Origin of the sequence: Haemophilus parainfluenzae (assembly GCF_014931415.1) — a bacterium.
Classification (GTDB): domain Bacteria; phylum Pseudomonadota; class Gammaproteobacteria; order Enterobacterales; family Pasteurellaceae; genus Haemophilus_D; species Haemophilus_D parainfluenzae_AF.
The window spans coordinates 1749908-1775082 of sequence record NZ_CP063121.1; the positions used below are offsets into that span (position 1 = coordinate 1749908).

Annotated in this window: 24 protein-coding genes; 13 read left to right on the forward strand and 11 right to left on the reverse strand. The window is 39.5% G+C overall.

Translation table 11 applies throughout. The features are described 5' to 3' along the window. Positions 1 to 173 precede the first annotated feature (173 nt). The 4 genes from potA (at position 174) to INP93_RS08565 (ending at position 4123) form a co-directional block, all read left to right on the forward strand. Positions 174 to 1292, forward strand: coding sequence for a spermidine/putrescine ABC transporter ATP-binding protein PotA (gene potA, locus INP93_RS08550; RefSeq protein WP_005698520.1), 1119 nt, complete (start codon positions 174 to 176; stop codon positions 1290 to 1292). Continuing rightward, positions 1276 to 2136, forward strand: a complete 861-nt coding sequence (gene potB, locus INP93_RS08555; RefSeq protein WP_197544671.1) for a spermidine/putrescine ABC transporter permease PotB — start codon at positions 1276 to 1278, stop codon at positions 2134 to 2136. The genes potA and potB overlap by 17 nt, the downstream gene beginning before the upstream one ends. Continuing rightward, complete coding sequence (gene potC / locus INP93_RS08560; protein WP_005695832.1) at positions 2136 to 2906, forward strand: spermidine/putrescine ABC transporter permease PotC; 771 nt, start codon at positions 2136 to 2138, stop codon at positions 2904 to 2906. The genes potB and potC overlap by 1 nt, the downstream gene beginning before the upstream one ends. 134 nt (positions 2907 to 3040) lie before the next feature. Beyond that, positions 3041 to 4123 carry an extracellular solute-binding protein gene (locus tag INP93_RS08565; RefSeq protein WP_005698550.1) on the forward strand — a complete coding sequence of 361 codons (1083 nt, stop codon included), beginning with the start codon at positions 3041 to 3043 and terminating at the stop codon, positions 4121 to 4123. Between the two features lie 74 nt (positions 4124 to 4197). On the opposite strand, the gene INP93_RS08570 is transcribed toward INP93_RS08565, so the two are convergent. From INP93_RS08570 to INP93_RS08595, 6 genes are all read right to left on the reverse strand, one after another. Further along, a complete protein-coding gene (locus tag INP93_RS08570; RefSeq protein WP_197544672.1) occupies positions 4198 to 5538 on the reverse strand; it encodes a replication-associated recombination protein A in 1341 nt (446 codons plus the stop codon). A 53-nt stretch (positions 5539 to 5591) separates the two neighbouring features. Then, entirely contained in the window at positions 5592 to 6218 is a 627-nt protein-coding gene (gene lolA / locus INP93_RS08575; RefSeq protein WP_197544673.1) for an outer membrane lipoprotein periplasmic chaperone LolA, read from the reverse strand. Positions 6219 to 6254: 36 nt separating this feature from the next. Then, on the reverse strand, positions 6255 to 9044 hold the full coding sequence (locus INP93_RS08580; RefSeq protein WP_197544674.1) for a DNA translocase FtsK: 2790 nt from the start codon (positions 9042 to 9044) through the stop codon (positions 6255 to 6257). Between the two features lie 2 nt (positions 9045 to 9046). Then, positions 9047 to 9526, reverse strand: coding sequence for a leucine-responsive transcriptional regulator Lrp (lrp, locus tag INP93_RS08585; RefSeq protein ID WP_005695827.1), 480 nt, complete (start codon positions 9524 to 9526; stop codon positions 9047 to 9049). A gap of 82 nt (positions 9527 to 9608) precedes the next feature. Further along, entirely contained in the window at positions 9609 to 10988 is a 1380-nt protein-coding gene (radA, locus tag INP93_RS08590; protein ID WP_049380993.1) for a DNA repair protein RadA, read from the reverse strand. A 26-nt stretch (positions 10989 to 11014) separates the two neighbouring features. After that, positions 11015 to 12037, reverse strand: coding sequence for a CYTH domain-containing protein (locus INP93_RS08595; RefSeq protein WP_197544675.1), 1023 nt, complete (start codon positions 12035 to 12037; stop codon positions 11015 to 11017). Positions 12038 to 12175: 138 nt separating this feature from the next. Here INP93_RS08595 and INP93_RS08600 point away from each other — a divergent pair, with 138 nt between their 5' ends. The 7 genes from INP93_RS08600 (at position 12176) to INP93_RS08630 (ending at position 18703) form a co-directional block, all read left to right on the forward strand. After that, positions 12176 to 12856, forward strand: a complete 681-nt coding sequence (locus INP93_RS08600) for a TIGR00153 family protein (protein WP_049365956.1) — start codon at positions 12176 to 12178, stop codon at positions 12854 to 12856. Positions 12857 to 12891: 35 nt separating this feature from the next. Then, positions 12892 to 14154 (forward strand): inorganic phosphate transporter, encoded by a 1263-nt coding sequence (locus INP93_RS08605; RefSeq protein ID WP_049384911.1) that lies wholly within the window; start codon positions 12892 to 12894, stop codon positions 14152 to 14154. Between the two features lie 74 nt (positions 14155 to 14228). Beyond that, the gene (locus INP93_RS08610; RefSeq protein ID WP_049384910.1) at positions 14229 to 14837 is read left to right on the forward strand and encodes a TIGR04211 family SH3 domain-containing protein; all 609 of its coding nucleotides are present in this window, start codon (positions 14229 to 14231) and stop codon (positions 14835 to 14837) included. A 61-nt stretch (positions 14838 to 14898) separates the two neighbouring features. Further along, positions 14899 to 16143 (forward strand): multifunctional CCA addition/repair protein, encoded by a 1245-nt coding sequence (locus tag INP93_RS08615; protein WP_197544676.1) that lies wholly within the window; start codon positions 14899 to 14901, stop codon positions 16141 to 16143. 64 nt (positions 16144 to 16207) lie between these two features. Next, a complete protein-coding gene (lolB, locus tag INP93_RS08620; protein WP_049365960.1) occupies positions 16208 to 16831 on the forward strand; it encodes a lipoprotein insertase outer membrane protein LolB in 624 nt (207 codons plus the stop codon). After that, on the forward strand, positions 16831 to 17754 hold the full coding sequence (gene ispE, locus INP93_RS08625; protein WP_197544677.1) for a 4-(cytidine 5'-diphospho)-2-C-methyl-D-erythritol kinase: 924 nt from the start codon (positions 16831 to 16833) through the stop codon (positions 17752 to 17754). The genes lolB and ispE overlap by 1 nt, the downstream gene beginning before the upstream one ends. 1 nt (position 17755) lies before the next feature. Next, the gene (locus INP93_RS08630; protein ID WP_005695817.1) at positions 17756 to 18703 is read left to right on the forward strand and encodes a ribose-phosphate pyrophosphokinase; all 948 of its coding nucleotides are present in this window, start codon (positions 17756 to 17758) and stop codon (positions 18701 to 18703) included. 323 nt (positions 18704 to 19026) lie between these two features. Here the strand turns inward: INP93_RS08630 and mdh are convergent, their stop codons facing one another. Further along, entirely contained in the window at positions 19027 to 19962 is a 936-nt protein-coding gene (mdh, locus tag INP93_RS08635) for a malate dehydrogenase (RefSeq protein ID WP_065243159.1), read from the reverse strand. Positions 19963 to 20148: 186 nt separating this feature from the next. Here mdh and argR point away from each other — a divergent pair, with 186 nt between their 5' ends. Together argR and INP93_RS08645 are read left to right on the forward strand one after the other, a co-directional pair. Then, a complete protein-coding gene (gene argR / locus INP93_RS08640) occupies positions 20149 to 20604 on the forward strand; it encodes a transcriptional regulator ArgR (protein WP_197544678.1) in 456 nt (151 codons plus the stop codon). Beyond that, a complete protein-coding gene (locus INP93_RS08645; RefSeq protein WP_197544679.1) occupies positions 20604 to 21488 on the forward strand; it encodes a TIGR01777 family oxidoreductase in 885 nt (294 codons plus the stop codon). The genes argR and INP93_RS08645 overlap by 1 nt, the downstream gene beginning before the upstream one ends. 47 nt (positions 21489 to 21535) lie before the next feature. Here INP93_RS08645 and folC read toward each other — a convergent pair whose 3' ends face one another. The 4 genes from folC to rplY all read right to left on the reverse strand — a co-directional run bounded on the left by folC (position 21536) and on the right by rplY (position 24986). Continuing rightward, a complete protein-coding gene (gene folC, locus INP93_RS08650; protein ID WP_197545336.1) occupies positions 21536 to 22840 on the reverse strand; it encodes a bifunctional tetrahydrofolate synthase/dihydrofolate synthase in 1305 nt (434 codons plus the stop codon). 4 nt (positions 22841 to 22844) lie between these two features. Next, on the reverse strand, positions 22845 to 23735 hold the full coding sequence (gene accD / locus INP93_RS08655; protein ID WP_049365964.1) for an acetyl-CoA carboxylase, carboxyltransferase subunit beta: 891 nt from the start codon (positions 23733 to 23735) through the stop codon (positions 22845 to 22847). Between the two features lie 65 nt (positions 23736 to 23800). Then, complete coding sequence (gene truA, locus INP93_RS08660) at positions 23801 to 24595, reverse strand: tRNA pseudouridine(38-40) synthase TruA (RefSeq protein ID WP_197544680.1); 795 nt, start codon at positions 24593 to 24595, stop codon at positions 23801 to 23803. Between the two features lie 103 nt (positions 24596 to 24698). Continuing rightward, positions 24699 to 24986 (reverse strand): 50S ribosomal protein L25, encoded by a 288-nt coding sequence (rplY, locus tag INP93_RS08665; RefSeq protein WP_005698823.1) that lies wholly within the window; start codon positions 24984 to 24986, stop codon positions 24699 to 24701. Between the last annotated feature and the right edge of the window lie 189 nt (positions 24987 to 25175).

Here is a 25175-nt window from a genome sequence, read left to right on the forward strand (position 1 = left end):
CGGTCAAATTTTCGATAAATTTTTTCCTAAAAACACGATTAAATCCTTTTCATCATTAACAATTCGCTATATCATATCTGTTCAATTTTATGTCGCCCCTGCATCATTTTTTGCAGGTTTATTTCTACTCAGTACCAATCAAATTGGTGAAATTAGGGAGAAAACCAAAGCTAGTGGAAAATCTGGTTCAAAACAAGCCTATTATTGAGCTTCGTTCTATCAAAAAATCCTATGGTTCCAACACAATCATTAATGATTTCAATCTAACCATTAATAACGGTGAATTCGTCACAATTCTTGGTCCTTCGGGCTGTGGTAAAACTACAGTTTTGCGTTTATTAGCAGGTTTAGAAGAATTAGATGAAGGTCATATTATTTTGGACGGTGAGGACATTACCAATGTTCCGGCTGAAAAACGCCACATTAACACCGTATTCCAAAGTTATGCATTATTCCCGCATATGACTATTTTTGATAACGTGGCTTTTGGTTTGCGTATGCAAAAAGTGGCAGAAAGCGAGATTAAACCTCGTGTTCTGGATGCATTGCGTATGGTGCAATTAGAAGAAATGGCCGACCGTAAACCAGCTCAACTTTCTGGTGGTCAGCAACAACGTATCGCGATTGCTCGTGCTGTTGTGAATAAGCCAAAAGTGTTGCTACTGGATGAATCTTTATCTGCGCTGGATTATAAGTTACGTAAACAAATGCAAAACGAACTTAAACAATTACAGCGTCAACTTGGCATTACCTTTATTTTCGTTACTCACGATCAGGAAGAAGCGATCACCATGTCTGACCGTATCGTCTTATTGCGTAAAGGTAAAATTGCACAAGATGGTTCACCACGTGAAATCTATGAAGATCCAGCCAACTTATTCGTTGCTCGCTTCATTGGTGAAATTAATGTATTTGATGCCACTGTGATTGAACGTAAATCTGACGATGAACTACTTGCTAACGTAGAAGGTCGTGTATGTGATATTCACACCAGTATCTCTGCTGAAAAAGGTCAAAAACTACAAGTGTTATTACGCCCAGAAGATATTGTGATTGAAGAGCTTGACGAAAATGAGCACTCAAATGCAATTATTGGTCGTATTGTGGATCGTACCTATAAAGGGATGACACTTGAGTCTACAGTGGAATTTGATCACAACGGTAAACGCGTATTAGTGAGCGAATTCTTTAACGAAGATGACCCACATATGGATCACAGCGTTGGTCAACGTGTAGGTATTACATGGCACGAAGGTTGGGAGGTTGTACTCAACGATGAAGATAATCAATAATAAATTCCAGAAAATTACTGTTGCAATTATCTTCAGTTGGTTAATCTTCTTTGTGCTAATTCCAAACTTATTAGTATTAACCGTAAGTTTTTTAACCCGAGATGGTAGCGACTTTTATGCTTTGCCATTTACTTTAGATAACTACACTAACCTGTTTAATCCGCTTTATGCACAGGTAGTGTGGAACTCATTGTATATGTCTGGCATCGCAACGATTATTTGCTTACTCATTGGCTATCCGTTTGCCTTTATGGTCAGCAAAATTAATCCAAAATATCGTCCATTTTTATTATTCCTCGTGGTATTGCCATTCTGGACAAACTCACTGATTCGTATCTATGGAATGAAAGTCTTCCTTGGTGTAAAAGGTGTGTTAAATACCATGTTAATGGATATGGGCATTTTGAGTGAGCCTATTCGTATTTTAAATACCGAAGTAGCTGTAATCATTGGTTTAGTGTATCTCCTTTTACCATTTATGATTCTACCGCTCTACTCTGCTATTGAAAAATTAGATGGACGCTTATTAGAAGCGGCAAGAGATTTAGGCGCGAATGCGGTTCAACGTTTCTTCCGTATTATTTTGCCATTAACCATGCCAGGTATCGTAGCGGGTTGTTTATTAGTATTACTACCTGCAATGGGTATGTTCTATGTAGCTGACTTACTTGGTGGTGCGAAAGTATTATTAGTCGGTAACGTGATTAAGAGTGAATTCTTAATTTCCCGTAACTGGCCATTCGGTTCAGCAATCAGTATCGGCTTAACCATCTTAATGGCATTATTGATTTTCGTTTACTATCGTGCAAATAAATTGTTGAATAAGAAAGTGGAGTTAGAATAATGAGTCGTTTACTACGTAATATTTTTATGTTTGTGGTATACGCTTATTTGTATATCCCAATTATTATTTTGGTGACTAACTCCTTTAACGAAGACCGTTATGGTTTAAGTTGGAAAGGTTTTAGCTGGAACTGGTATGAACGTTTATTTAATAACGATACCTTAATCCAAGCGGCGTTCCACTCTGTCACTATTGCTTTCTTTGCTGCAACGTTAGCGACTATTGTGGGTGGTTTAACCGCGATTGCACTTTATCGCTATCGTTTCCGTGGTAAACAAGCGGTAAGTGGTATGTTATTTATCGTCATGATGTCACCAGATATCGTAATGGCGGTTTCTCTACTTGCCTTATTTATGGTTGTAGGGATTTCACTTGGTTTCTGGTCATTATTATTGGCACACGTAACATTCTGTCTACCTTATGTTACCGTAACGATTTTCTCTCGCTTAAATGGCTTTGATGCAAGAATGCTTGAAGCGGCGAAAGATTTAGGTGCTAGCGAAGTCACTATTTTGCGTAAAATTATCCTACCACTTGCCTTACCTGCAGTGGTATCAGGTTGGTTATTAAGCTTTACTATTTCATTAGATGACGTTGTCGTATCGTCTTTCGTAAGTGGTGTAAGCTATGAAATCCTACCGTTGCGTATCTTCTCTCTTGTTAAAACAGGGGTAACACCAGAAGTGAACGCATTAGCAACGATTATGATCGTGCTTTCATTAGGATTAGTCATTTTAAGCCAATTAGTTACACGCAAAAATAATCATTAAACATTGATATAAAAAGGTTTCACAAATCTTTTAAGATCAAATAAAATACGCCTTGACGCACAATCAAGGCGTTTTTTTATACCTGCATTAATGCAGGTGGTTTTTTACCCCTCTTTTACGGAGAACAAAGAAAAATGAAAAAATTTGCAGGTTTGCTTACTGCCGGTTTAGTTGCCGCTACATTAACTGCTTGTAACGACAAAGAAGCCAAGTCTGATGCAACAAAAGCACAGGCTCCAGCAAATGATACTGTGTACTTATATACTTGGACTGAATACGTACCAGATGGTCTTTTAGATGACTTCACAAAAGAAACTGGTATCAAAGTTATCGTGGCAAGTCTTGAATCCAATGAGACGATGTATGCCAAAATGAAAACCCAAGGTGATGCGGGCGGTTATGATGTTATTGCACCATCTAACTACTTCGTATCTAAAATGGCACGCGAAGGCATGCTACAAGAATTAGATCACAGTAAATTACCTGTTATCAAAGAATTAGACCCTGATTGGCTCAACAAACCTTATGACAAAGGCAATAAATACTCGCTTCCTCAGTTGTTAGGTGCGCCAGGTATTGCATTTAATACCAATACTTATAAAGGTTCTGACTTCACTTCTTGGGGTGATTTCTGGAAACCTGAATATGCAAACAAAATCCAATTATTGGATGATGCGCGTGAAGTATTCAACATTGCATTATTAAAAATTGGTCAAGATCCAAACACCAAAGATCCAGCAATTATCAAGCAAGCTTATGAAGAGTTATTGAAATTACGTCCAAACGTACTTTCTTTCAATTCTGATAACCCTGCAAACTCTTTCATCTCTGGTGAAGTAGAATTAGGTCAGTTATGGAATGGTTCTGTACGTATCGCGAAAAAAGAACAAGCGCCATTAAATATGGTATTCCCAAAAGAAGGTCCTGTTCTTTGGGTTGATACTTTAGCGATTCCTAAAACCTCTAAAAACCCAGATGGTGCACACAAGTTAATTAACTACTTGTTAGGTGCAAAAGCAGCGGAGAAATTGACTTTAGCGATCGGTTACCCAACAGCTAACCTTGAAGCGAAAAAAGTCCTTCCAAAAGAAATTACAGAAGATCCATCTATTTATCCACCAGCAGAAATTCTTCAAAAAAGCTACTGGCAAGATGATGTAGGTGATGCAATCCAATACTATGAACAGTATTACCAAGAGTTAAAAGCAGCAAAATAATGTGCTTTTAAGTGATAACAAAAAGTGCGGTCAAATTTGACCGCACTTTTTTATATTTACCATTTTCGAAGAAACTATTTATAGCGTTTTTTTGATGCGTTTTTATCTTGCTCTTGTAAACGTTCAAGTTTTTCTTTAATTTGAATTTCCATCCCTCGATTAGTTGGGAAATAATACTGGGTATCTTTCAGTTCCGGTGGAAAGTAATTTTCTCCTGCGGCATAAGCATTTGGCTCATCATGTGCATAACGATATTCAGCACCATAGCCTAATTCTTTCATTAAAGCCGTTGGCGCATTACGTAAATGAGGCGGTACATCAAAATCAGGAAAATCTTTTGCATGTTGTTTGGCTGCATTAAATGCGTTGTAAACGGCATTACTTTTCGGTGCTACGGCTAAATAAATAATAGCTTGCGCAATAGCTCGCTCTCCTTCATAAGCGCCCACTCTCGTAAAACAATCCCAAGCCGCTAGAGCCACTTGCATTGCTCTAGGATCCGCATTACCCACATCTTCTGAAGCTATCGCTAATAAACGTCGAGCAACATAAAGAGGATCGCCGCCTGCAGTGATAATTCGCGCATACCAGTAAAGCGCAGCATCTGCTGCGGAGCCTCGAATGGATTTATGTAAAGCGGAAATCAAATCATAGAAGCGATCACCTTGTTTATCAAAACGCGCTTGTCGTTCACCTAATACTTCTTTCAACAAAGTGCGGTCTAATTTTTTACCGTTTTCTGTTTCAGGAGCCATATCCACCATCAATTCAAGGCAGTTTAAAGCCAGGCGAGCATCACCATTCACATATTCGGCTAATACTTGTAGTAAATTCTCTTCTAAAACTAACCGCTCTTTACCTAATCCTCGCTCAGGATCAGAAATCGCCTGTTTTAGAACTTGTTCGATTTCAGTAACTGTCAATGACTTGAGTAGATAAACTCTCGCACGAGAAAGCAATGCATTATTTAATTCAAAGGAAGGATTTTCCGTTGTCGCACCAATAAAAATAATCGTCCCATCTTCAATATGGGGTAAAAACGCATCTTGTTGGCTTTTATTAAAGCGATGCACTTCATCCACAAATAAAATCGTTTGGCGATCTGCAAGTCGATTTTGTTTCGCACGCTCAATTGATTCTCGAATTTCTTTCACGCCGCTTGTTACCGCGGAAATTCGTTCAACTTCTGCATTGATACGATGAGCAATAATTTCCGCCAGTGTTGTTTTACCTGTACCCGGCGGCCCCCACAGAATCATAGAATGAACATGCCCTGCTTGAATTGCTTTACGAAGCGGCTTTCCTTCCCCAATTAAATGCGTCTGCCCATAATATTGCTCCAAATTAGTTGGACGCATACGGGCAGCTAAAGGGCGAAAGTCATTTTCAGCAAAATCAAAATTAAGATTAGACATATTCTTTCCTTAATAAGCAAAAGGTGTGAAGATTATCATTCACACCTTATGGATTATTTTTTACCTTTACGTTGGTCATCCAATTCAACACCTTTCGGTACGCTAAATTGGAATAAGCTATCAGCTAAGGTTTGGTTTGTAATGTTGCGCAATACATAAAGATTGGTTTGACCATCTTTTTCTGTAGTGCTGAAATTTTTTAACACACCATTTGCATCAACACGAATATCAAATTGTTTAATATTGCTATTTTTCGCCTTTGGTTTTAACACAAAGGTATCCGCATTCTGTGTCACTGAATATTGATTCCAGTGGCTTTTATCGTTACTGGTTAAAAGTACAAAAGGTGTATTATTGACTGCATCCTTCACCCATTGAGCGGTAACTTGTTGCACGAATGGATCGTAATACCAAAGGGTTTTACCATCTGCAATAATTTGTGTTTCTTGCGGTGATTTGGTATCCATACGGAAAAGATTTGGGCGTTTAATTTGAAGTTTTCCACTTCCTTGTTGAACGTTTTTACCACCAACAGAAGTCACGGTTTGAGAGAAATCAGCACTCAATACTGTCACTTGATTTAAGCGATTCTGCAACTCATCTGCCGCATCGGCAAAAGCAAAACTACTCGCACTCAACAGTACAGTAAGTGCGGTCATTTTTAATAATGTTTTTTTCATTCTACTTTCCTTTTTGTAAAGTGAAACTTAAGAGAATTAATATTCGGAACGTCGAGCTAAAATTTCTCGTTTTCCATTTTTCATTGGGCCTAAAATGCCTTGTTCTTCAAGCTGATCCATAATTCTAGCCGCTCGGTTAAACCCAACACTAAATTTACGTTGAACATAAGAAGTCGATGTATTGCCTGTGCTTAAGACAAACTCAACGACGTCATCAAATAATGCATCAAGATCGCCACTACTTGCAGTTGATTTTTCACCTGAGTCTTCATCATCCGCGCCATCTAAAATACCATCAATATAATTCGGTTTACCACGTGCACGCCAATCATCTGCTACACGGGCCACCTCATCATCACTCATAAAGGCACCATGTACCCGAACAAGATCCGAAGAACCTTGACCTGAATATAACATATCACCACGGCCCAATAAGGCTTCTGCACCGCCCTGATCCAGAATCGTTCTAGAGTCAATTTTACTTGCTACAGTAAAGGCGATACGGCTTGGAATGTTAGCCTTAATCAAACCTGTAATCACATCTACTGATGGGCGTTGTGTGGCTAAAATCAGGTGAATACCAATTGCACGAGCTTTTTGTGCTAAGCGCGCAATTAACTCTTCAATTTGTTTACCCGCAACCATCATTAAGTCTGCAAACTCATCAACGATCACGACAATATAACTCAATTTTTCTAATGGAGGTGGCATCTTATCCATTGTATCGCCAGGCTTCCAAATTGGGTTTGGAATTGGCATATTGAGTTTTTCATATTCTTCAATTTTTTCGTTATACCCTTCAATGTTACGCACACGTAAGGCTGACAACAATTGATAGCGGCGTTCCATTTCTTCTACGCACCAACGCAGTGCATTTGCCGCTTTCTTCATATCCGTCACTACTGGGGTAAGTAAGTGTGGAATATCGTTATAAATAGAAAGCTCAACCACTTTCGGGTCAATCATAATAAATTTCACTTGATCCGGTGTTACGCGGAAAAGCAAACTTAAAATCATGGTGTTCACCCCAACAGACTTACCTGAGCCAGTCGAACCCGCCACAAGCAAGTGAGGCATTTTAGCCAAATCAACCACTACAGGTTTTCCGCTAATATCTTTACCCAAAGCCATTGAAAGCAATGATGTTGAGGAACGGAATTCGTTGCTATCGAGTACATCACGCAATGGCACTATTTGACGGTGTGCATTTGGCGTTTCAATACCAATATAAGGTTTGCCAGGAATCACTTCTGCTACACGAATCGCGCGGAACATTAAAGCACGGGCTAAATCTGTATCAATACTGGTTACTTTCGATGCTTTTACACCCGGTTGTAATTCAAGCTCATAGCGAGTCACCACAGGGCCAACTAACACATCTTGTACCGTAGCTTTGACATTAAAATTCTTTAATTGTTGTTCTATACGTGCGGATGTGTCTAAAATTTCTTCACGCGTAATGTCTTGAGCCTGTGTAGGACGATGCTCAAGTAAATCCAAGCTTGGTAATGGTGTTGTTGGTTTTTCACGTTTATTCGTTGGTTGTTGGAATGCTGGGTGAATAAGCGTATCAGAATACGGCTTATAGGTTGTTTCAGTTGCATTCTCAATATGAATTTCACGCTCTTTAACTGGAGAAGCTGTTGGCTCATTCAAGATCACTTTTAATGCATCTTCAGCATTTGAGGCTTTCGCACGCACTTCCATTTCGTGCAAACGCGCTTGCTCTTGTGCGGCAAACTGACGTGCCAATTCATCTTCTAAACCATCATTTTCTGATTCTAAAGGTTCATCATAAGTTGGATAAAGTGCGGTTGTATTTTCAGGTGTTTTAAGTGACACTTTTGGCATCACATTTTCTTCAAAAATGTCATCTGATTCATCCACACTTTGATGATTCACTTGCGGATTTTTCCATGTGGCTGAAAAATCTTCTTTTGTCGGTAATTCAACAGAAGAAACCGCAGAAATAGATACATTCGGTAAATTGTCTGATTCAACCGTGAAACCTTTAAACTTATCTTCTAATTTTTCAACATCTGCAGGCTCTGAAGCACTCGGTGAGGATAGTCCACTGATATTAATCAGTTGTTCTGGCTTAACAAAGGTATTCTCAGATACCTCCTCTTTTTTATCTTCCGCTGGTTCGCTTTCCAATTGAGAATCTGAGAAAGCGAGTTGTTGAGGTGTTTCAATCACAATTTGTTCAAGATCATCTACAGAAGTATGCTCTGTTTGCTCTTCTTCTGCCGGCTGATTTTTCATGGTTAGCCAATGGTAGAATTTCACAATTAAACGAATTAATGATGCACCAGAACAGAAAATAAAGCCCACTACCGCACAGATAAAGCCGACTAAAATACAGCCAAACTTGCCGAGTGTAGGATATAAGTTCACTACTAAACTGCCTCCAAATACACCACCAGCTAAATAGTAGTTCGTATTTGAAAGCAACAATGTGGCCATCATAGTTAAACCAACGATGAGAGCAATAAAACCAAAGGAACGTAATGCAATGCGAGTTGCCGAGAGAGAATGAACCGCTTTGGTTTTCAGTAAATAAATCGGTACGATAAAAATGACAAATGGAATGAGGTGACCAACATAGCCGAGAAAAACAAAAAACGCATCAATCAACCAAGCGCCAAAAGCACCGGCTTTATTGATAGTTTCAGTTTGAAAACTTGCTGTAGACCAAGAGTTATCTAATGGCGTATAGCTTGACCATGCCACGATTAAATATAAACCTAAAAGTGCGGTCAATCCGAGTAACAATTCTGCTAAATATTGTTTCGGTGTAAATCGTTTTGTAATTCGCTTAATCATTTTTATTTTAGTACGAGATAATTAGTTTGTTTCACTTCTTCCATGACGACATAAGTTCGAGTGTCATTCACACCGGGTAAGCGCAATAAGGTGGTACCCAATAATTTTCGATATGCCGCCATATCTGCTACACGTGTTTTGAGTAAATAATCGAAATCACCTGATACCAAATGACATTCGAGAATTTCATCAAGCGCTTGAATCGCAGCATTAAACTCTTCGAAAACATCAGGTTTACCACGCACAAGCGTGATTTCAACAATAACCAATAAAGGCGCATCCAGTAATTCAGGATTTAAAAGTGCCCGATAACCCATAATCACACCTTGTTTTTCTAAGCGTTTTACCCTTTCTAAACAAGGTGTTGGCGATAACCCCACTTTCTTTGATAAATCGATATTAGAGATTTTACCGTTGCGTTGTAATTCATTTAAGATTTTGATATCAATGCTATCCAACGCTTTATTTAATTTCTTTTCCATAACCTTTCCTTATGTATGGCGCATATTCTATCTAATTTATCAAAAACTTTCAGTAATCAGACAACAATAGGACAACGTTTTTTTAGAAATTATCCAAAATGGCGAGCGCATCAGCGAGTTTTTTCACCGTAAAAACTTCCATATTTTCAACCGCACTTTTCGGCTTATTGGCAAAAGGCACGATCGCGCGTTTAAAACCATGTTTTGCCGCTTCACTAATGCGTTCTTGACCACTGGTTACCGGACGAATTTCACCCGCTAACCCTACTTCACCAAAGACAACTAAATCTTGTGGCAATGGGCGATTACGAAAACTCGAAATTAATGCAAGTAATAACGCAAGATCAGCTCCAGTTTCCCCGACTTTTACCCCACCAACGACATTCACAAAAACATCTTGATCCGACATTTGTAATCCACCATGACGATGCAATACCGCAAGCAATAAGGCTAAACGATTTTGCTCTAACCCTACCGCCACACGACGCGGATTTGCAAGCATGGAATGATCCACCAATGCTTGAATTTCGACTAAAAGCGGACGCGTTCCTTCCCAAAGCACCATGACCGAACTGCCCGGTGTTTGTTCATCTCCTCGACTTAAGAAAATCGCTGATGGGTTTTTCACCTCTCGCAAGCCTTGCTCGGTCATACCAAATACGCCCAGCTCATTCACCGCACCAAAACGGTTTTTATGGCTACGTAACGTACGGAAACGGGAATCAGCCTCCCCTTCCAGCAATAACGAACAGTCAATGGCATGTTCCAATACTTTCGGACCCGCAAGAGTGCCGTCTTTCGTGACGTGTCCAACCATAATGATGGCGACTTGTCGAGTTTTCGCATAACGAGTCAGGAAAGAGGCACATTCACGCACTTGTGCCACACTTCCTGGAGAGGATTGAATATCCGAAAGATGCATAACCTGAATCGAGTCCACTACAATAATTTGAGGTTTTAACTGATCCGCTAGATTACAAATTTGCTCAACCGATGTTTCAGATAACATATTTAATTTATCTGTCGGCAAATTTAAGCGATTAGCACGCATCGCCACTTGTTGAAGTGACTCTTCCCCCGTCACATAAAGTGCGGTCATATTTTTTGCTAATCCGCACATGACTTGAAGTAACAAGGTACTTTTCCCCGCACCAGGATGTCCACCAATTAAAATGGCACTTCCCGGTACGATCCCGCCACCTAACACGCGATCTAATTCTTTAAATCCACTGGTGAAACGCGGTGTCTCTTGCAAACTAATTTCAGAAAGCGTTTGTATTTTTGCGCGAGTTTCTCCTGCATACCCGCTAAAACGATCATTTTTTGTGGAATTTGAGGCTGAAATTAACCGCACTTCACTAATCGTATTCCACGCCTTACAGGCAGAACACTGCCCTTGCCAGCGCGAAAATTCCGCGCCACAATCATTACATACATAAGCAGTTTTAGGAGCTTTTGCCATTTTTACTATCCTTTAGAGAAGCCGTTTTACGCCATCAACATCATTAAGCCAAGCATTCTTTCAAAATACGCGCGGCTCTTTAACAACGCTTTTAGCTTCTCAATAGTTTGAAAATTATCCTTTGTTTCACTATGAAAGGTAATCAAGCCTTTTATTTCATTAAGAAAAAATTGATTACTTGCTAATAACTCAGCTGATCGATTTTCTTCCAGTTTTTCAAACAGGGCTTTGTTGTCATCATAATAATGATAAAGATTGAAAAATGCGCCCACACGTTCAACAGTTTTCATAAAATCAAACGCAAACACATCAGTTGGAAATGAGAGGGTTTCTTCAATCAATTGCTGTTCCATTTTCATGACAGCACTTAATTGTTCGCGAGAATCAACCGCACTTCCCTCACGTTCCTCTTTTAAGAAATCACGCCATTTGTTTAACCAATCAATCAGCAGTGGTTTGCTACCTAATTGATAGCCTCGTTTCGCTTTGCTTGCTGAACTAAAATAAATATCCTGTTCAAAAGGTAAAAGTGAGACAAAATGGAAAAGATCTGAAACGAGCCCTTCTTTTAATTCAAATTCAATTTCACAAATAGGCTGTATTTTTTCTCCCGATAAAATTTTCCCTTGATCAAAGGCTACTTCAATTTTTGATGCACCAAACGCAATTAACCAGAAAGTGCGGTTAAAATCTGTTGAGAAAATCGGTTGTAATGTAGCGGAAGGTAAGTTTTCAAATGGATACAATGAGGTTAACTGTTCCGTTGTGGGTACTGAATTATCAGGTAGAGATAAATTGTATTCTGGACGGCTATGCAATCCACCAACCACTTTTCCGTCTGTTTTTAAAGTGAGTGTGAAATCATTATTTTCCTGACGGACACGCAATCCCATTTTTTGTTTAGCCAAAAAATGGTCAGGATAATCGAAATAGGTATTTCCCAGAAAGACTGTATTTTGCTCTAAAATATTGAATTGATTGAGATGTGTTTTTAGGGTATCGAAAGCATCAGAGGTAACTGCAAGCTTTAATTCAACTTCATTACTCATTTTATTTTTCCTTATCACTTTTAACTGTTTAAATATACAGATAATTTTATACAAATCAAGATCTTTTTCGTGTATTTCCTTATAAAATCAGGTAATATGCAACCGAAATTTTAACCCTTGTTATGGAGTAAAACACCTATGGCAATGAATAATATTCTCGGATTATTTGCCCATTCTCCTTTAAAACCACTGCAGAAACATTCTGACAAAGTGACTGAATGTTGTGATTTATTAATTCCATTCTTCCAACATACCTTTGTAAAACAATGGGATGATGCAGAAAAAACACGTCTAGACATTTCTCAATGTGAACGTGAAGCAGATAGTTTAAAACGCGAAATCCGTTTGAAATTGCCTCGCGGTTTATTTTTACCCATTGATCGTACCGACTTACTCGAATTAGTTACCCAACAAGACAAATTAGCTAACTATGCTAAAGACATTGCTGGTCGTATGATTGGTCGCCAATTTGGAATTCCTGAAGAAATGCAGGAAGAATTTTTGCACTATGTGAAACGTAGTTTAGATTCTATTCATCAAGCTCATTTAGTGATTGAAGAAATGGATAAACTACTTGAAACCGGTTTTAAAGGTCGTGAATTAAAGTTAGTAAACCATATGATTCAAGAGCTAGACAGCATTGAAGATGATACGGATCAAATGCAAATTAAATTGCGTAAAATGCTCTACACGATTGAAAGTCGTTATAACCCTATTGATGTAATGTTCTTATATAAAATCATCGAATGGGTAGGCGTATTAGCCGATCAAGCTCAACGTGTAGGATCTCGCATTGAATTGATGCTAGCCCGTTCCTAATTTTGACGACATTAACTACAACATAGGAAATCACTATGGAAATTATTAATGCATACGGTTCGTGGTTAGTCTTAATTACCGCGGTATTCGGTTTTTTTATGGCATTTGGTATTGGTGCCAACGACGTATCAAACTCAATGGGCACCTCGGTTGGTTCGGGTACCATTACAGCCAAACAAGCAATTATTATTGCCCTCATTTTTGAATCTGCCGGGGCTTATTTAGCCGGCGGTGAAGTAACAGAAACCATCAAAAGTGGTGTAATCGATCCCACTCAATTCGTCGAGATGCCTGATGTATTGGCATTAGGGATGCTTTCTGCACTCTTTGCATCGGGTGCTTGGTTGTTTATCGCGACAAAAATGGGTTGGCCTGTTTCTGGTACCCATACCATTATCGGAGCTTTAATTGGTTTTGCTTGTATTACAATTGGTCCAAGTTCTGTTGACTGGTCTACCATCGGTGGGATCGTTGGAAGTTGGTTTATCACTCCTGTGATTGCTGGGCTCTTAGCTTATACCATCTTTGCAAGTATCCAGAAGCTCATATTCGATACCGAAGAACCGCTGAAAAACGCACAAAAATATGGCCCTTACTACATGGCGATTACTGTATTCGTACTTTGTATCGTGACCATGGCGAAAGGGTTAAAACACGTTGGTTTAAATCTTTCCAACAATGAAACTCTCGTTATTTCATTACTTATCAGTGTTGTTGGTATGATTTTCTGCCATTTTTACTTCCGCAGTAACACCTTTACCGCAAAAGCAAGAAAAGGATCGTTCGGATCAGTAGAAAAGATTTTTAGTATCTTAATGCTTTTAACCGCTTGTGCAATGGCGTTCGCACATGGTTCTAATGACGTAGCCAATGCAATTGGTCCGCTTTCTTCTGTGGTATCAATCGTGCAAAATGGCGGGAAGATCCTGAGTGGTGGTGATTTAGCTTGGTGGATTTTACCTTTAGGTGCATTAGGTATCGCCGTTGGTCTTATCGCAATGGGACAAAAAGTAATGGCAACCGTAGGATCGGGTATTACCGATTTAACCCCAAGTCGTGGTTTTGCTGCACAATTTGCAACTGCGATGACTGTTGTTGTGGCATCTGGTACAGGTTTACCAATCTCCACTACACAAACCTTAGTGGGCGCAATCTTAGGTATCGGTTTCGCACGTGGTATTGCAGCGCTTAACTTAACGGTTATCCGTAATATCATTAGTTCATGGGTTGTGACATTACCTGCTGGTGCATTCTTTGCGATTGTGATTTTCTATATCCTTCGCGCGATTTTCCACTAGTATAATTATTAAAAGTGCGGTTATTTTTCATTTCATTTTCCGACCGCACTCTCTTCATGAGTCTAGGAAGTATTATGTCAAAAGTGAGCAAACTTTTATTTTCTTGTGTTCTATTGGGCTCAACCATTGGAACAGTACAGGCTGAAACGCAATATGTGACAGAAAATCTGAACACCTATTTACGCCGTGGTGCGGGCGATCAATTTAAGATCGCGGGCGCAATCCAATCTGGCGAAGCAGTAACCGTTTTGGAACAACAAGGGAAATACACCCTAATTCGTGATAATAAAAACCGTGAAGCTTGGATTTTAACTTCTGAACTGAGCTCTACACCAAGTAGCCGTGAAGAAAATCCAAAATTAAAAGCACAGGTTCAAGAGCTAACCTTAAAACTGAATCGCGTCGATTCCGATTGGCAGCAACGCACAAACGAAATTCAACGCCGTAGCAAACAAGCGGAACAACAAAGCAGTGAATTGCTTGAACAAAATTCACAACTTAAACGTGAATTAGAAATGACGAAAAATAAAAATCGTGATTTAGAAGCCATGCTTGATGCCAATAAACGTGAAATTGCGATTCAATGGTTTATTTATGGCGGTTCTGTGTTGGGCGTAGGTTTGTTAATCGGCCTTGTATTACCTCACATTTTACCTAGACGTAAACGCCGTGATAACTGGTAATGATTCATCGTTGAGGTAGGCATTTGCCTACCTTTTCTTTATATTTTGAAGGGAGAGAAAAATGGAAATTTATCTTGTCGGCGGTGCAGTACGTGATCAACTTCTAGGTTTGCCGATTAAAGATCGTGACTGGGTTGTCGTCGGAGCGACACCAGAAATGTTGTTAGCTCAAGGTTATCAACAAGTCGGCAAAGACTTCCCTGTTTTTCTCAATCCTGAAAACCATGAAGAATATGCACTCGCTCGTACAGAACAAAAATCAGGTAAAGGTTACACCGGATTTATTTGTGATTTTTCAGATGAGATTACGCTTGAACAAGATTTAATTCGCCGAGATCTTACTATCAATGCTATTGCACAAGACAAAGATGGCAAGCTGCACGATCCTTATCATGGTGTAGAAGATATTCACCAACGTATTTTACGTCATATTTCACCTGCATTTTCTGAAGATCCACTTCGTGTATTGCGTGTCGCACGCTTTGCGGCTCGCTTTCATCATTTAGGTTTCTCTATTGCAGAAGAAACCCTTAAATTAATGGCTGAACTCACTGAACAAGGCGAACTCGCCCACCTCACGGCTGAGCGCGTTTGGATGGAAACAGAAAAAGCATTAAACGAACCGCATCCTGAAATTTATTTTGAAACACTACATCAAGTCGGCGCACTCAAAGTGCTCTTCCCTGAAATTGCCGCCTTAGATGGTGTTCCGAATCCAGCCAAATATCATCCTGAAATTGACAGCTTTATTCATACCATGCTCGTATTGCAGCAAGCCGTTAAACTCACAGAGAATACGAATTTGAATAAAAGTGCGGTCCGTTTTGCCGCAATTTGTCATGATCTTGGCAAAGCCCTTACACCAAAAGAAATGTGGCCAAGTCATCATGGTCATGAAAAAGCGGGGATTAAACCAACTCGTTCATTATGCAAACGTCTTAGAGTGCCTAATTATATTCAAGAATTATCCGAGTTAACTTGTGAATATCACACGCATGTGCATAAAGCCTTAGAACTTCGCCCTGAAACAGTGGTGAAACTCTTTAATACGTTTGATGTTTGGCGTAAACCTCAGCGCTTCGAAGAATTTCTATTAGTATGTTTATCTGATACTCGCGGGCGAACGGGATTTGAAAATAAAGAATATCCGCAAATTGATTATCTCAAAGCGCTTTATCAAGCCGCCCTTGCTGTTGATGTACAGCAAGTCATTGCAGATGGTTTTGAAAAACAAGGTATTCGAGATGAATTAACGCGTCGAAGAATTACCGCGGTGAAAGCGGAGAAAACACGCTTAAATGCTTAATCCAGCTTTACTAAAAGTAAACTACCCCTTACAATATGTGCAATTTTTTAGTAAATATTTTGTTATGAAATTATTAAAATCTCTTCTAGCACCTGTATTTGCAAGTGTGATCTTATCCGCTTGTACTCTTGATGCAGAGCGCCCAACAGATGTTCAACATATCGATAAAAACGATATTACGTGGCAACAACACCTCAAAAAAATCAAACAAATTCAATCTTATAGCACCAAAGGACAAATTGGTTATATCAGTCCACAAGAGCGTTTTTCGAGCCGCTTTGAATGGCAATATCAAAACCCGAAAGCCTATAAGTTAAAACTTTATTCTCTGATCAGCAAAACAACGCTAACCATGGAAATGCATCCAAATGGCATGACCATTTCAGATAATAAAGGCAACCAACAATCTGATAAAAACGCCAAATTATTGTTACGAGAAATCATCGGAATGGATGTGCCATTAGAGCATTTATCTTATTGGTTAAAAGGTCAGCCAGCGGATAACGCGGATTATCAAGTTGGAACTAATCATCTTTTATCCGAATTTAGCTACCCGCTTGATGGTTCGATTTGGACAGCTGATTATCTAAGCTATCATCCAGATAATTCGATGCCTGAAAATATTCTGTTAAAGAATAAAAGTACATCACAAACCCTAAAAATTCGTGTGGATGAATGGGCGTTCTAATGAAAACACATCACTTTTCAACCGCACTTTCAACTTCTCTTGGAAAGCCTAACCGCTTTCCAAGCCCCGCAAAACTCAATTTATTTCTCTATATAAACGGTAAACTGCCAAACGGCTACCACGAATTACAAACGCTTTTCCAATTTCTTGATTTCGGCGATTGGCTCACCATTGATATTCGCCAAGATAAACAAATCCACATCACACCAGAAATTCCTGGCTTACCTCTAGAACAAAATTTAATCTATCGTGCAGCGACACTACTACAGGAAAAAACAGGCTGTACGCTCGGTGCCACAATTCATTTAGATAAAATTCTGCCAATGGGCGGGGGTATTGGTGGCGGTTCATCCAATGCGGCAACTACCCTCCTTGCTTTAAACTATTTATGGCAAACCCATTTATCTATTGATGAACTTGCTGAGCTCGGACTAAAACTTGGCGCAGATGTCCCCATCTTTGTTCATGGTCAAGCCGCTTTTGCAGAAGGCGTAGGTGAAAAAATCCAATACTGTGAACCACTAGAAAAATATTATGTGGTACTAAAACCTGAAACTGCGATCTCTACTGCGGTGGTTTTTAGCGATCCCGATTTGCCTCGCAATACAGAAAAAAGATCCCTTGCCGAACTTTTGAATCAACCGTTTGCAAACGATTGCGAAAAAGTCGTGCGAACTCAATATCCTAAAGTTGAAAAAGCCCTACTATGGTTGCTACAATATGCACCAGCCAGATTAACCGGAACCGGGGCTTGTGTTTTTGCTGAATTTGATGATGAAAAATCAGCACAAGCTGTTTTCCAACAAAAACCGAAGGAATTTTTCGGCTTTGTTGCTAAAGGATTAAACGTTTCACCATTACATGTGATGTTGAAACAACTCTCGACCAACCAATCTATCTACACTCAACCTGAGGTTATATAAAATGCCAGACATTAAACTCTTTGCTGGAAATGCTACGCCTGAGCTAGCGAAAAAGATTTCTGAACGTCTTTACATTTCATTAGGCGATGCCACTGTTGGACGCTTTAGCGATGGTGAAATCCAAGTGCAAATTAATGAAAATGTGCGTGGTGCAGACGTGTTTATTATTCAATCTACTTGTGCACCAACGAATGACAACCTGATGGAATTGATTGTAATGGTTGATGCTTTACGTCGTGCATCTGCCGGCCGTATTACTGCCGTTGTTCCTTATTTTGGTTATGCTCGTCAAGATCGTCGTGTACGTTCTGCTCGTGTGCCAATCACTGCAAAAGTGGTAGCTGATTTACTTTCAACTGTAGGGATTGACCGTCTATTAACTTGTGACTTACACGCAGAGCAAATCCAAGGTTTCTTTGATGTGCCTGTTGATAACGTATTCGGTTCACCAGTTTTACTTGATGATATCTTGAAGAAAACAGATCTTGTCAATCCTATCGTTGTTTCTCCAGATATCGGTGGTGTGGTTCGTGCTCGTGCAGTAGCGAAATTATTAAATGATACAGAGATGGCGATTATCGATAAACGTCGTCCACGTGCAAACGTATCACAAGTTATGCATATTATCGGGGATGTTGCAGATCGTGATTGTATCCTTGTAGATGATATGATTGATACAGGTGGTACATTATGTAAAGCGGCCGAAGCATTAAAAGAACGCGGTGCAAAACGCGTATTTGCTTACGCAACCCACGCCGTTTTCTCTGGTGCAGCTGCACAACACTTAGCGAGCGATGCCATTGACGAAATCGTGGTAACGGATACTGTTCCACTTTCACCTGAAATGAAAGCACTTGGTAAAGTACGCGTGCTGACTCTTTCAACTATGCTTGCTGAAGCAATTCGTCGTATCAGCAATGAAGAATCTATTTCAGCAATGTTTGAATAATTCTTTCGCTTAGCATTCATTTTAAAAGTGCGGTCAGAAAATCCAGTGTTTTTTGACCGCACTTTTTTTATGCTGCAACTAAAAATAAGGCAAAAAAAAGTGCCCCACTGGGGCACTACTCGGAAAGCAAAATAGATGTCGGCTATTTAAAAATAGCACTTGTTTTTAGTGATTTAAGAATACGGCAAAGCCCTTTATATTGCAAATAGCAATGTTCAGATTTGTGAGCTAAATCACGCTTTTTCTTCACTTTTTTATGTTTAATCGTTTTCGTATAAAAAAAGAGGAGCATACTGCTCCTCTTCTCTAGAAATAGAATTAAATTAACCGTTAATAAATTTTTCGCCTAATTCAATATCTGCACGCAATGTTGGTAACATTGCTTCTAAAGCGTCTTGTTCAAATTTGCTTAAGGTACCGATTGGTAAAATTTCTTCTACACCTTCTTTACCTAAACGTACAGGTTGAGCGAAGAAACGTGCGTATTTACCATCACCTTCTACATAAGTACATTCAACCACAGTTTCGCCACTTAAGCCTTTCACTAATGAACGCGCAAAACGTGCTGCAGCTTGAGCCATAGAAAGTGTCGCAGAACCGCCACCTGCTTTTGCTTCAACCACTTCAGTACCTGCATTTTGGATACGTTTTGTTAATGGTGCAATTTCCTCTTCTTTCCACTCAGCATATTGAACTTGTGAAAGTAATGGAAGAATCGTCACACCTGAGTGGCCGCCAATTACCGGTACGCTTGTACGAGAAACATTTAAGCCTTTTAATTCAGATACGAATGTTTCAGAACGTAACACGTCTAAAGTGGTGACACCGAATAATTTACGTTTGTCGTAAACACCCGCTTTTTTCAATACTTCTGCAGCAATCGCAACAGTCGTATTCACAGGGTTGGTGATAATACCTACACAAGCTTTTGGACAAGTTTTTGCAACATGTTCAATTAAGTTACGCACGATACCCGCATTGATGTTGAAAAGATCTGAACGATCCATACCCGGTTTACGTGCAACCCCTGCAGAAATTAAAACGACATCAGCACCTTTAAGTGCAGGTGTTGGATCTTCTCCCGCAAAACCTTCTACTTTCACCGCTGTTGGAATATGACTCACATCTTTAGCCACACCTGGTGTCACTGGTGCAATATCATAAAGTGCTAATTCACTTTCAGCGGGTAATTGTAATTTAAGTAATAAGGCTAATGCTTGACCAATACCGCCTGCTGCGCCCAATACTGCAACTTTCATAAAATACTCCTCATGTATTAATTAATCCTAACTAGGTAGAATTTTAAAGTCTTAGTCATTAAATTACAAACAGAGAAATTCAATAATGCGATCTAGCTCAAACTTTTCAAACGGCAAATTTATTTTAATTGCTTAAAATGAATTTTTATGCAATTCTTATGCAAATTCCCCTATATGAGAATAACTATGTCAGATCAATTAACAAAAGCATTTAAAGAACTGCTCCATCAAGAACGATTTGCTTCTCAGAGTGAAATCGTTGACGCCTTAAAAAACCAAGGATTTCAAAGCATTAACCAGTCTAAAGTTTCACGTATGTTAAGCAAATTTGGAGCGGTTCGTGCGAGAAATACTAAAATGGAAATGGTGTATTGCTTACCAAGCGAATTAAGTGTCCCCGCCACCAGTAGCCCATTAAAAAATTTGGTTTTGGATATTGATCACAATGATTTCGTTATCGTCATTAAAACCTCTCCGGGTGCTGCGCAGTTGATTGCCCGCTTATTGGATTCCATTGGTAAACCTGAAGGCATTTTAGGTACGATTGCTGGAGATGACACCATTTTTGTGACCCCCACAAAAGAGACAACCATCAAATCGCTTCTAGAGCAAATTCAAACGCTTTTTGAAAGCAGCCTATAATGAATATCTTATTGACCGGTGGAACGGGATTTGTAGGAAAAGCTTTAGTTGAAGCGCTACTGTCACGTGGCGATAGTGTTACAGTACTGACTCGCTCCATTGAAAAAGCTCAAGCGATTTTTCCTGAAAAAACACTGCAATTTTTGACCGCACTTTCCACACTCAAAGACTTAAATGAATTTGATGCGGTCATTAATCTTGCCGGTGAACCAATCTTTGATAAAAAATGGACAGTTCAACAAAAAGAGAAACTTTGTCAAAGTCGCATTGATTTAACACAACAGATTGTTCAACTTATTAATCAAAGTAAATATCCCCCAGTCTTGATTTCAGGTTCTGCAACGGGAATTTATGGAAACTGTGGTGAAGATGAGATCACCGAAGACACAAATCCAAGTACTCAATTTACCGCTCAGCTTTGTATTGATTGGGAAAATGCAGCAAAACAAGCTAACACAAGAGTCTGTTTAGTGAGAACCGGATTAGTGCTTTCTCCAAAAGGCGGAGCTTTAGCAAAAATCCTTCCGCTCTATCGCTTCGGATTAGGCGGCAAATTAGGGAATGGTGAGCAATATTGGAGCTGGATTGCATTAGAGGACATGGTAGAAGGCCTTCTCTTCTTACTTGACCATAATGATTGTGAAGGTGCATTTAATTTTACTGCGCCACATCCTGTTAAAAACAAGACATTCAACCAATTATTAGGTCAAGCACTACATCGACCTTGTTTTGCTCAAGTGCCTCAATTTTTACTCACTTCTCTTCTCGGTGAACGCGCTTGCATTCTATTAGACAGTCAGAATGCCTATCCAAAACATTTGTTAGATTGCGGATTTACATTCCAATACTCAGAATTAAGTGATTACTTTCACAAAATACTTTAAAAAACAAAAGGCTGGTCAAAACCAGCCTTTATTATTTTCCATCGCCATTAAGCTAAATATTCTAAAAATTCCCCTACCGTGTGGAAGGATCCAAATACCAGCACAATGTCATTTTTACCCGCTTCTTTAACCGCACTTTGTACACCTTCAGCTACAGAATCTTCAGAAACACTTTTTGCTGATGGGCAAACTGTTGTTAATTTTGCATTTAGGTCATCGCCAGATTGACCACGGTAACCGCCTAATGTGACACAATACCATTGGTCAATAACAGAAGTAAGTTGGGTAAACACCGACTCCGCATCTTTATCTTTTAACATACCGCAAACGGCAATGATACGACCTGAAATCTGTGCTTTAAGTGCGGTCAATTTTTCGGCTAAATATTTTGCCGCATGAGGATTATGCCCCACATCGATAATCACTTTTGGTAACTGTGAATAAGGGACATTCAAGCGTTCTGCCAGTTTTTCTAGCTGATTACCTTTCAATTGTTGGAAACGACCAACTAATTCCACTTCAATTAATGAACGTTTAATGGTCTCGACAGAAATATCAAAAGGTAATTGCTCAACAGCCGCCAAAGCGGTTGCTGCATTGGCTAATGGAATTTGGCAAAATGGCAGATTTTCTAACCGCACTTTGTTGCTCTGCCACATCCAAGTTTGCTCATTGGCTTTAAACGACCAATTAACATCTCGGCGTGAAACGTAGCAATGTAATTTCTCCGCTTGTTCTAACATAGGTTGCGGAACATTTGGCTCGCCAATCACAACAGGTTTATTCGCACGAAAAATACCCGCTTTTTCAAAGCTAATTTCTTCACGTGTTGAACCCAGAAAATCTGTATGATCAATATCAATACTGGTGATAACCGCCAGATCATTATCCACAATATTCGTTGCGTCCAAACGCCCACCAAGCCCCACTTCCAAAATCACGACATCAAGCTTCGCTTGTTTAAATAAATGCAAAGCCGACAACGTGCTAAATTCAAAATAAGTGAGAGACTGCGTTTTATGTTTTTCGATAAAATCAAAAGAAGCGGTATGCATTTCATCCGGCAAGTCTTGGTTTTGAATACGAACCCGCTCGTTATAACGCAATAAATGAGGTGAGGAATACACACCCACACGCAAACCATGATTTAACAAAATGGTTTCAAGCAAACGGCAAGTCGTACCTTTGCCATTTGTGCCCCCTACCGTGATCACATAAGGTGCGGGATTCAAAAGGTCCAGTTCTTCTGCCACTAACTTAATACGCTCTAGCCCTAAATCAATCGCTTTGAAGTGACTGTTTTCCAAATAAGAAAGCCACTCAGCGAGTGGCGAAGTGGCTTTTAAATTCATTGTATTAGGCATTTTCAACAACTTCTACTTCAACAAAAGGTGAAGGTTGATTGGTGAGTTTGCTTAAAAGGTTTCCAAGGGTTGAACGCATTTCTGAACGTTTCACGATCATATCAATCGCCCCTTTCTCAAGTAAGAATTCACTACGTTGGAAGCCTTCTGGTAATTTCTCACGTACAGTTTGTTCGATAACACGTGGGCCTGCAAAACCAATTAATGCTTTTGGCTCGGCGATGTTTACATCACCTAACATGGCAAAACTTGCAGATACCCCACCTAATGTTGGGTCGGTTAATACCGAAATAAACGGCACACCTTTTTCACGCATTTTTGCCAACACCGCACTGGTTTTCGCCATTTGCATTAAGGAGAAAAGTGCTTCTTGCATACGTGCACCACCACTCGCAGAGAAACAAACAAACGGACAATTTAATTCCATTGCTTTTTCCGCCGCTTTCACAAATTTTGCACCCACAACCGATCCCATTGAGCCGCCCATGAAGCTAAAGTTTGAAGCAGCAACAACAATAGGCATATTGTAAAGTGTACCGGTCATTGTGATTAATGCATCTTTTTCACCGGTTTCTTTTTGTGCAGCAGTAATACGATCTTTATATTTTTTTAAATCTTTAAATTTAAGAATATCTTTTGGTTCTAAATCAGCCGATAATTCTTGGCTTGAACCTTCATCTAACAAGGCTAAAAGGCGCTCACGAGCATCAATACGCATATGATGACCGCATTTTGGACAAACATATAAATTACGTTTTACTTCTTCACCGTAAAGAACTTGTTCACAAGAGGTACATTTTGTCCAAACCCCTTCTGGTACATTAGCTTTACGTGATGCAGAGGAAGAGGTTCCTTTGCTAAAAATTCTATCAATCCAGCTCATTTTTTACCTTTTTTATTAACTAGAAAAGTTTGCGTATTTAATCATAATTTAGCGAAATTTGCTAGTCAGATGAGATTATCTTCTAAAAACAATGGTCCTAAATTTTTCTGTGGAATCGCAAATTTTTCAGGATAAATCACATTGACTAAATACAGGCCTTCTGGTTTCGCTGTTGGCGCGGCCAATTTACGATCTTTTTGTTCTAACAACCATTTCATCCACTCAACGGGTTGATTGCCTGCACCGACTTCAATTAAGCTTCCTACAATGTTACGCACCATGTGATGCACAAAGGCATTAGCTTGAATATCCACAATAATGTACTGCCCTTTTCGCACGACATTTAAATGATGCACATTTCGCCAAGGGGTATTCGACTGACATTGTGCCGCGCGGAAAGAGGAAAAATCATTTTCACCCAATAAGAACTGCCCCGCTTGGTGCATTTTCTTTTCGTCTAAATCTAAATGGCAATGAGTAATCCCTTCCGGCAAAATGGCTGAACGTAATTTATTGCAATACAAGATATAGCGATAACGACGCGCGGTTGCAGAAAAACGGGCGTGAAATTCATCATCCACCACTTTTGCCCAACTCACTGAAATGTCATCAGGCAAATTTGCATTAGTCCCAAATACCCAAGCTTTTTCAGGGCGAACAGCGGTAGTTTCAAAATGCACCACTTGTCCTGTGCCATGTACACCAGAGTCTGTTCTGCCCGCACAAAACACTTCAATTTTTTCATTTGCCACGAAAGATAACGCTTTTTCTAATTCTTCTTGTACACTGCGCACTTTCTCTTGTCGCTGCCAGCCACAATACTGTTTTCCGTTATATTCAATACCTAAGGCTATCTTCATTGGAAAATACTCCTAAAACGATTTCAAATTTGACCGCACTTTGCCCGAAAAGAAAAAACACCAATAACTCATCATTATTGGTGTTCTTATCACAAGCTAAAAATTAAGCACGTTTGAAGTCAATGTGAACCAATTTTGGTTTGAATGGGTGACGTTGCATTGCTTGAACTTTCACTGCAACTTCTTTACCTTCAACCACTAAAGTGATTACATCGCTATAGAAAGAATCGTGAGCTTGTGCGTTGTTTAATTCATCGTGATTTAAGATGATTGAAACAGGTGCTTCGCTGCCACCATAAATGATTGCAGGGATTTGACCGTTGTGACGCAGGCGGCGGCTCGCACCCTTACCTTGCGCTTGACGAACTTCAGCGTTAAATTTAAATGCCATTTTAATGTTCTCTTGATTAAAAGTTTAAAATAAAAAATTGCAGGCGACCCAGCAATTTTCCTAAATTTGCTCAAAGACAAACTTTGAGAGCGACGGATTATAAAATATTCAGCCCCACAATGCAAATTTACGCAGCAAATTTTTTCTAGGCTTTTCAAGGCAAAGCGATTAAAATGAACCCCAATTTTT

What these genes read in the sequence shown, in the direction of transcription:
- lolA (WP_197544673.1), bottom strand. Translation starts at nt 6,218, where the DNA reads ATGAAAAAAACATTATTAAAAATGACCGCACTTACTGTACTGTTGAGT.
- ispE (WP_197544677.1), top strand. Translation starts at nt 16,831, where the DNA reads ATGAAAACACATCACTTTTCAACCGCACTTTCAACTTCTCTTGGAAAG.
- INP93_RS08645 (WP_197544679.1), top strand. Translation starts at nt 20,604, where the DNA reads ATGAATATCTTATTGACCGGTGGAACGGGATTTGTAGGAAAAGCTTTA.
- argR (WP_197544678.1), top strand. Translation starts at nt 20,149, where the DNA reads ATGTCAGATCAATTAACAAAAGCATTTAAAGAACTGCTCCATCAAGAA.
- potC (WP_005695832.1), top strand. Translation starts at nt 2,136, where the DNA reads ATGAGTCGTTTACTACGTAATATTTTTATGTTTGTGGTATACGCTTAT.
- INP93_RS08605 (WP_049384911.1), top strand. Translation starts at nt 12,892, where the DNA reads ATGGAAATTATTAATGCATACGGTTCGTGGTTAGTCTTAATTACCGCG.
- INP93_RS08595 (WP_197544675.1), bottom strand. Translation starts at nt 12,037, where the DNA reads ATGAGTAATGAAGTTGAATTAAAGCTTGCAGTTACCTCTGATGCTTTC.
- INP93_RS08570 (WP_197544672.1), bottom strand. Translation starts at nt 5,538, where the DNA reads ATGTCTAATCTTAATTTTGATTTTGCTGAAAATGACTTTCGCCCTTTA.
- INP93_RS08565 (WP_005698550.1), top strand. Translation starts at nt 3,041, where the DNA reads ATGAAAAAATTTGCAGGTTTGCTTACTGCCGGTTTAGTTGCCGCTACA.
- INP93_RS08600 (WP_049365956.1), top strand. Translation starts at nt 12,176, where the DNA reads ATGGCAATGAATAATATTCTCGGATTATTTGCCCATTCTCCTTTAAAA.
- mdh (WP_065243159.1), bottom strand. Translation starts at nt 19,962, where the DNA reads ATGAAAGTTGCAGTATTGGGCGCAGCAGGCGGTATTGGTCAAGCATTA.
- INP93_RS08630 (WP_005695817.1), top strand. Translation starts at nt 17,756, where the DNA reads ATGCCAGACATTAAACTCTTTGCTGGAAATGCTACGCCTGAGCTAGCG.
- INP93_RS08610 (WP_049384910.1), top strand. Translation starts at nt 14,229, where the DNA reads ATGTCAAAAGTGAGCAAACTTTTATTTTCTTGTGTTCTATTGGGCTCA.
- potB (WP_197544671.1), top strand. Translation starts at nt 1,276, where the DNA reads ATGAAGATAATCAATAATAAATTCCAGAAAATTACTGTTGCAATTATC.
- INP93_RS08615 (WP_197544676.1), top strand. Translation starts at nt 14,899, where the DNA reads ATGGAAATTTATCTTGTCGGCGGTGCAGTACGTGATCAACTTCTAGGT.
- radA (WP_049380993.1), bottom strand. Translation starts at nt 10,988, where the DNA reads ATGGCAAAAGCTCCTAAAACTGCTTATGTATGTAATGATTGTGGCGCG.
- accD (WP_049365964.1), bottom strand. Translation starts at nt 23,735, where the DNA reads ATGAGCTGGATTGATAGAATTTTTAGCAAAGGAACCTCTTCCTCTGCA.
- rplY (WP_005698823.1), bottom strand. Translation starts at nt 24,986, where the DNA reads ATGGCATTTAAATTTAACGCTGAAGTTCGTCAAGCGCAAGGTAAGGGT.
- truA (WP_197544680.1), bottom strand. Translation starts at nt 24,595, where the DNA reads ATGAAGATAGCCTTAGGTATTGAATATAACGGAAAACAGTATTGTGGC.
- folC (WP_197545336.1), bottom strand. Translation starts at nt 22,840, where the DNA reads ATGAATTTAAAAGCCACTTCGCCACTCGCTGAGTGGCTTTCTTATTTG.
- lrp (WP_005695827.1), bottom strand. Translation starts at nt 9,526, where the DNA reads ATGGAAAAGAAATTAAATAAAGCGTTGGATAGCATTGATATCAAAATC.
- lolB (WP_049365960.1), top strand. Translation starts at nt 16,208, where the DNA reads ATGAAATTATTAAAATCTCTTCTAGCACCTGTATTTGCAAGTGTGATC.
- INP93_RS08580 (WP_197544674.1), bottom strand. Translation starts at nt 9,044, where the DNA reads ATGATTAAGCGAATTACAAAACGATTTACACCGAAACAATATTTAGCA.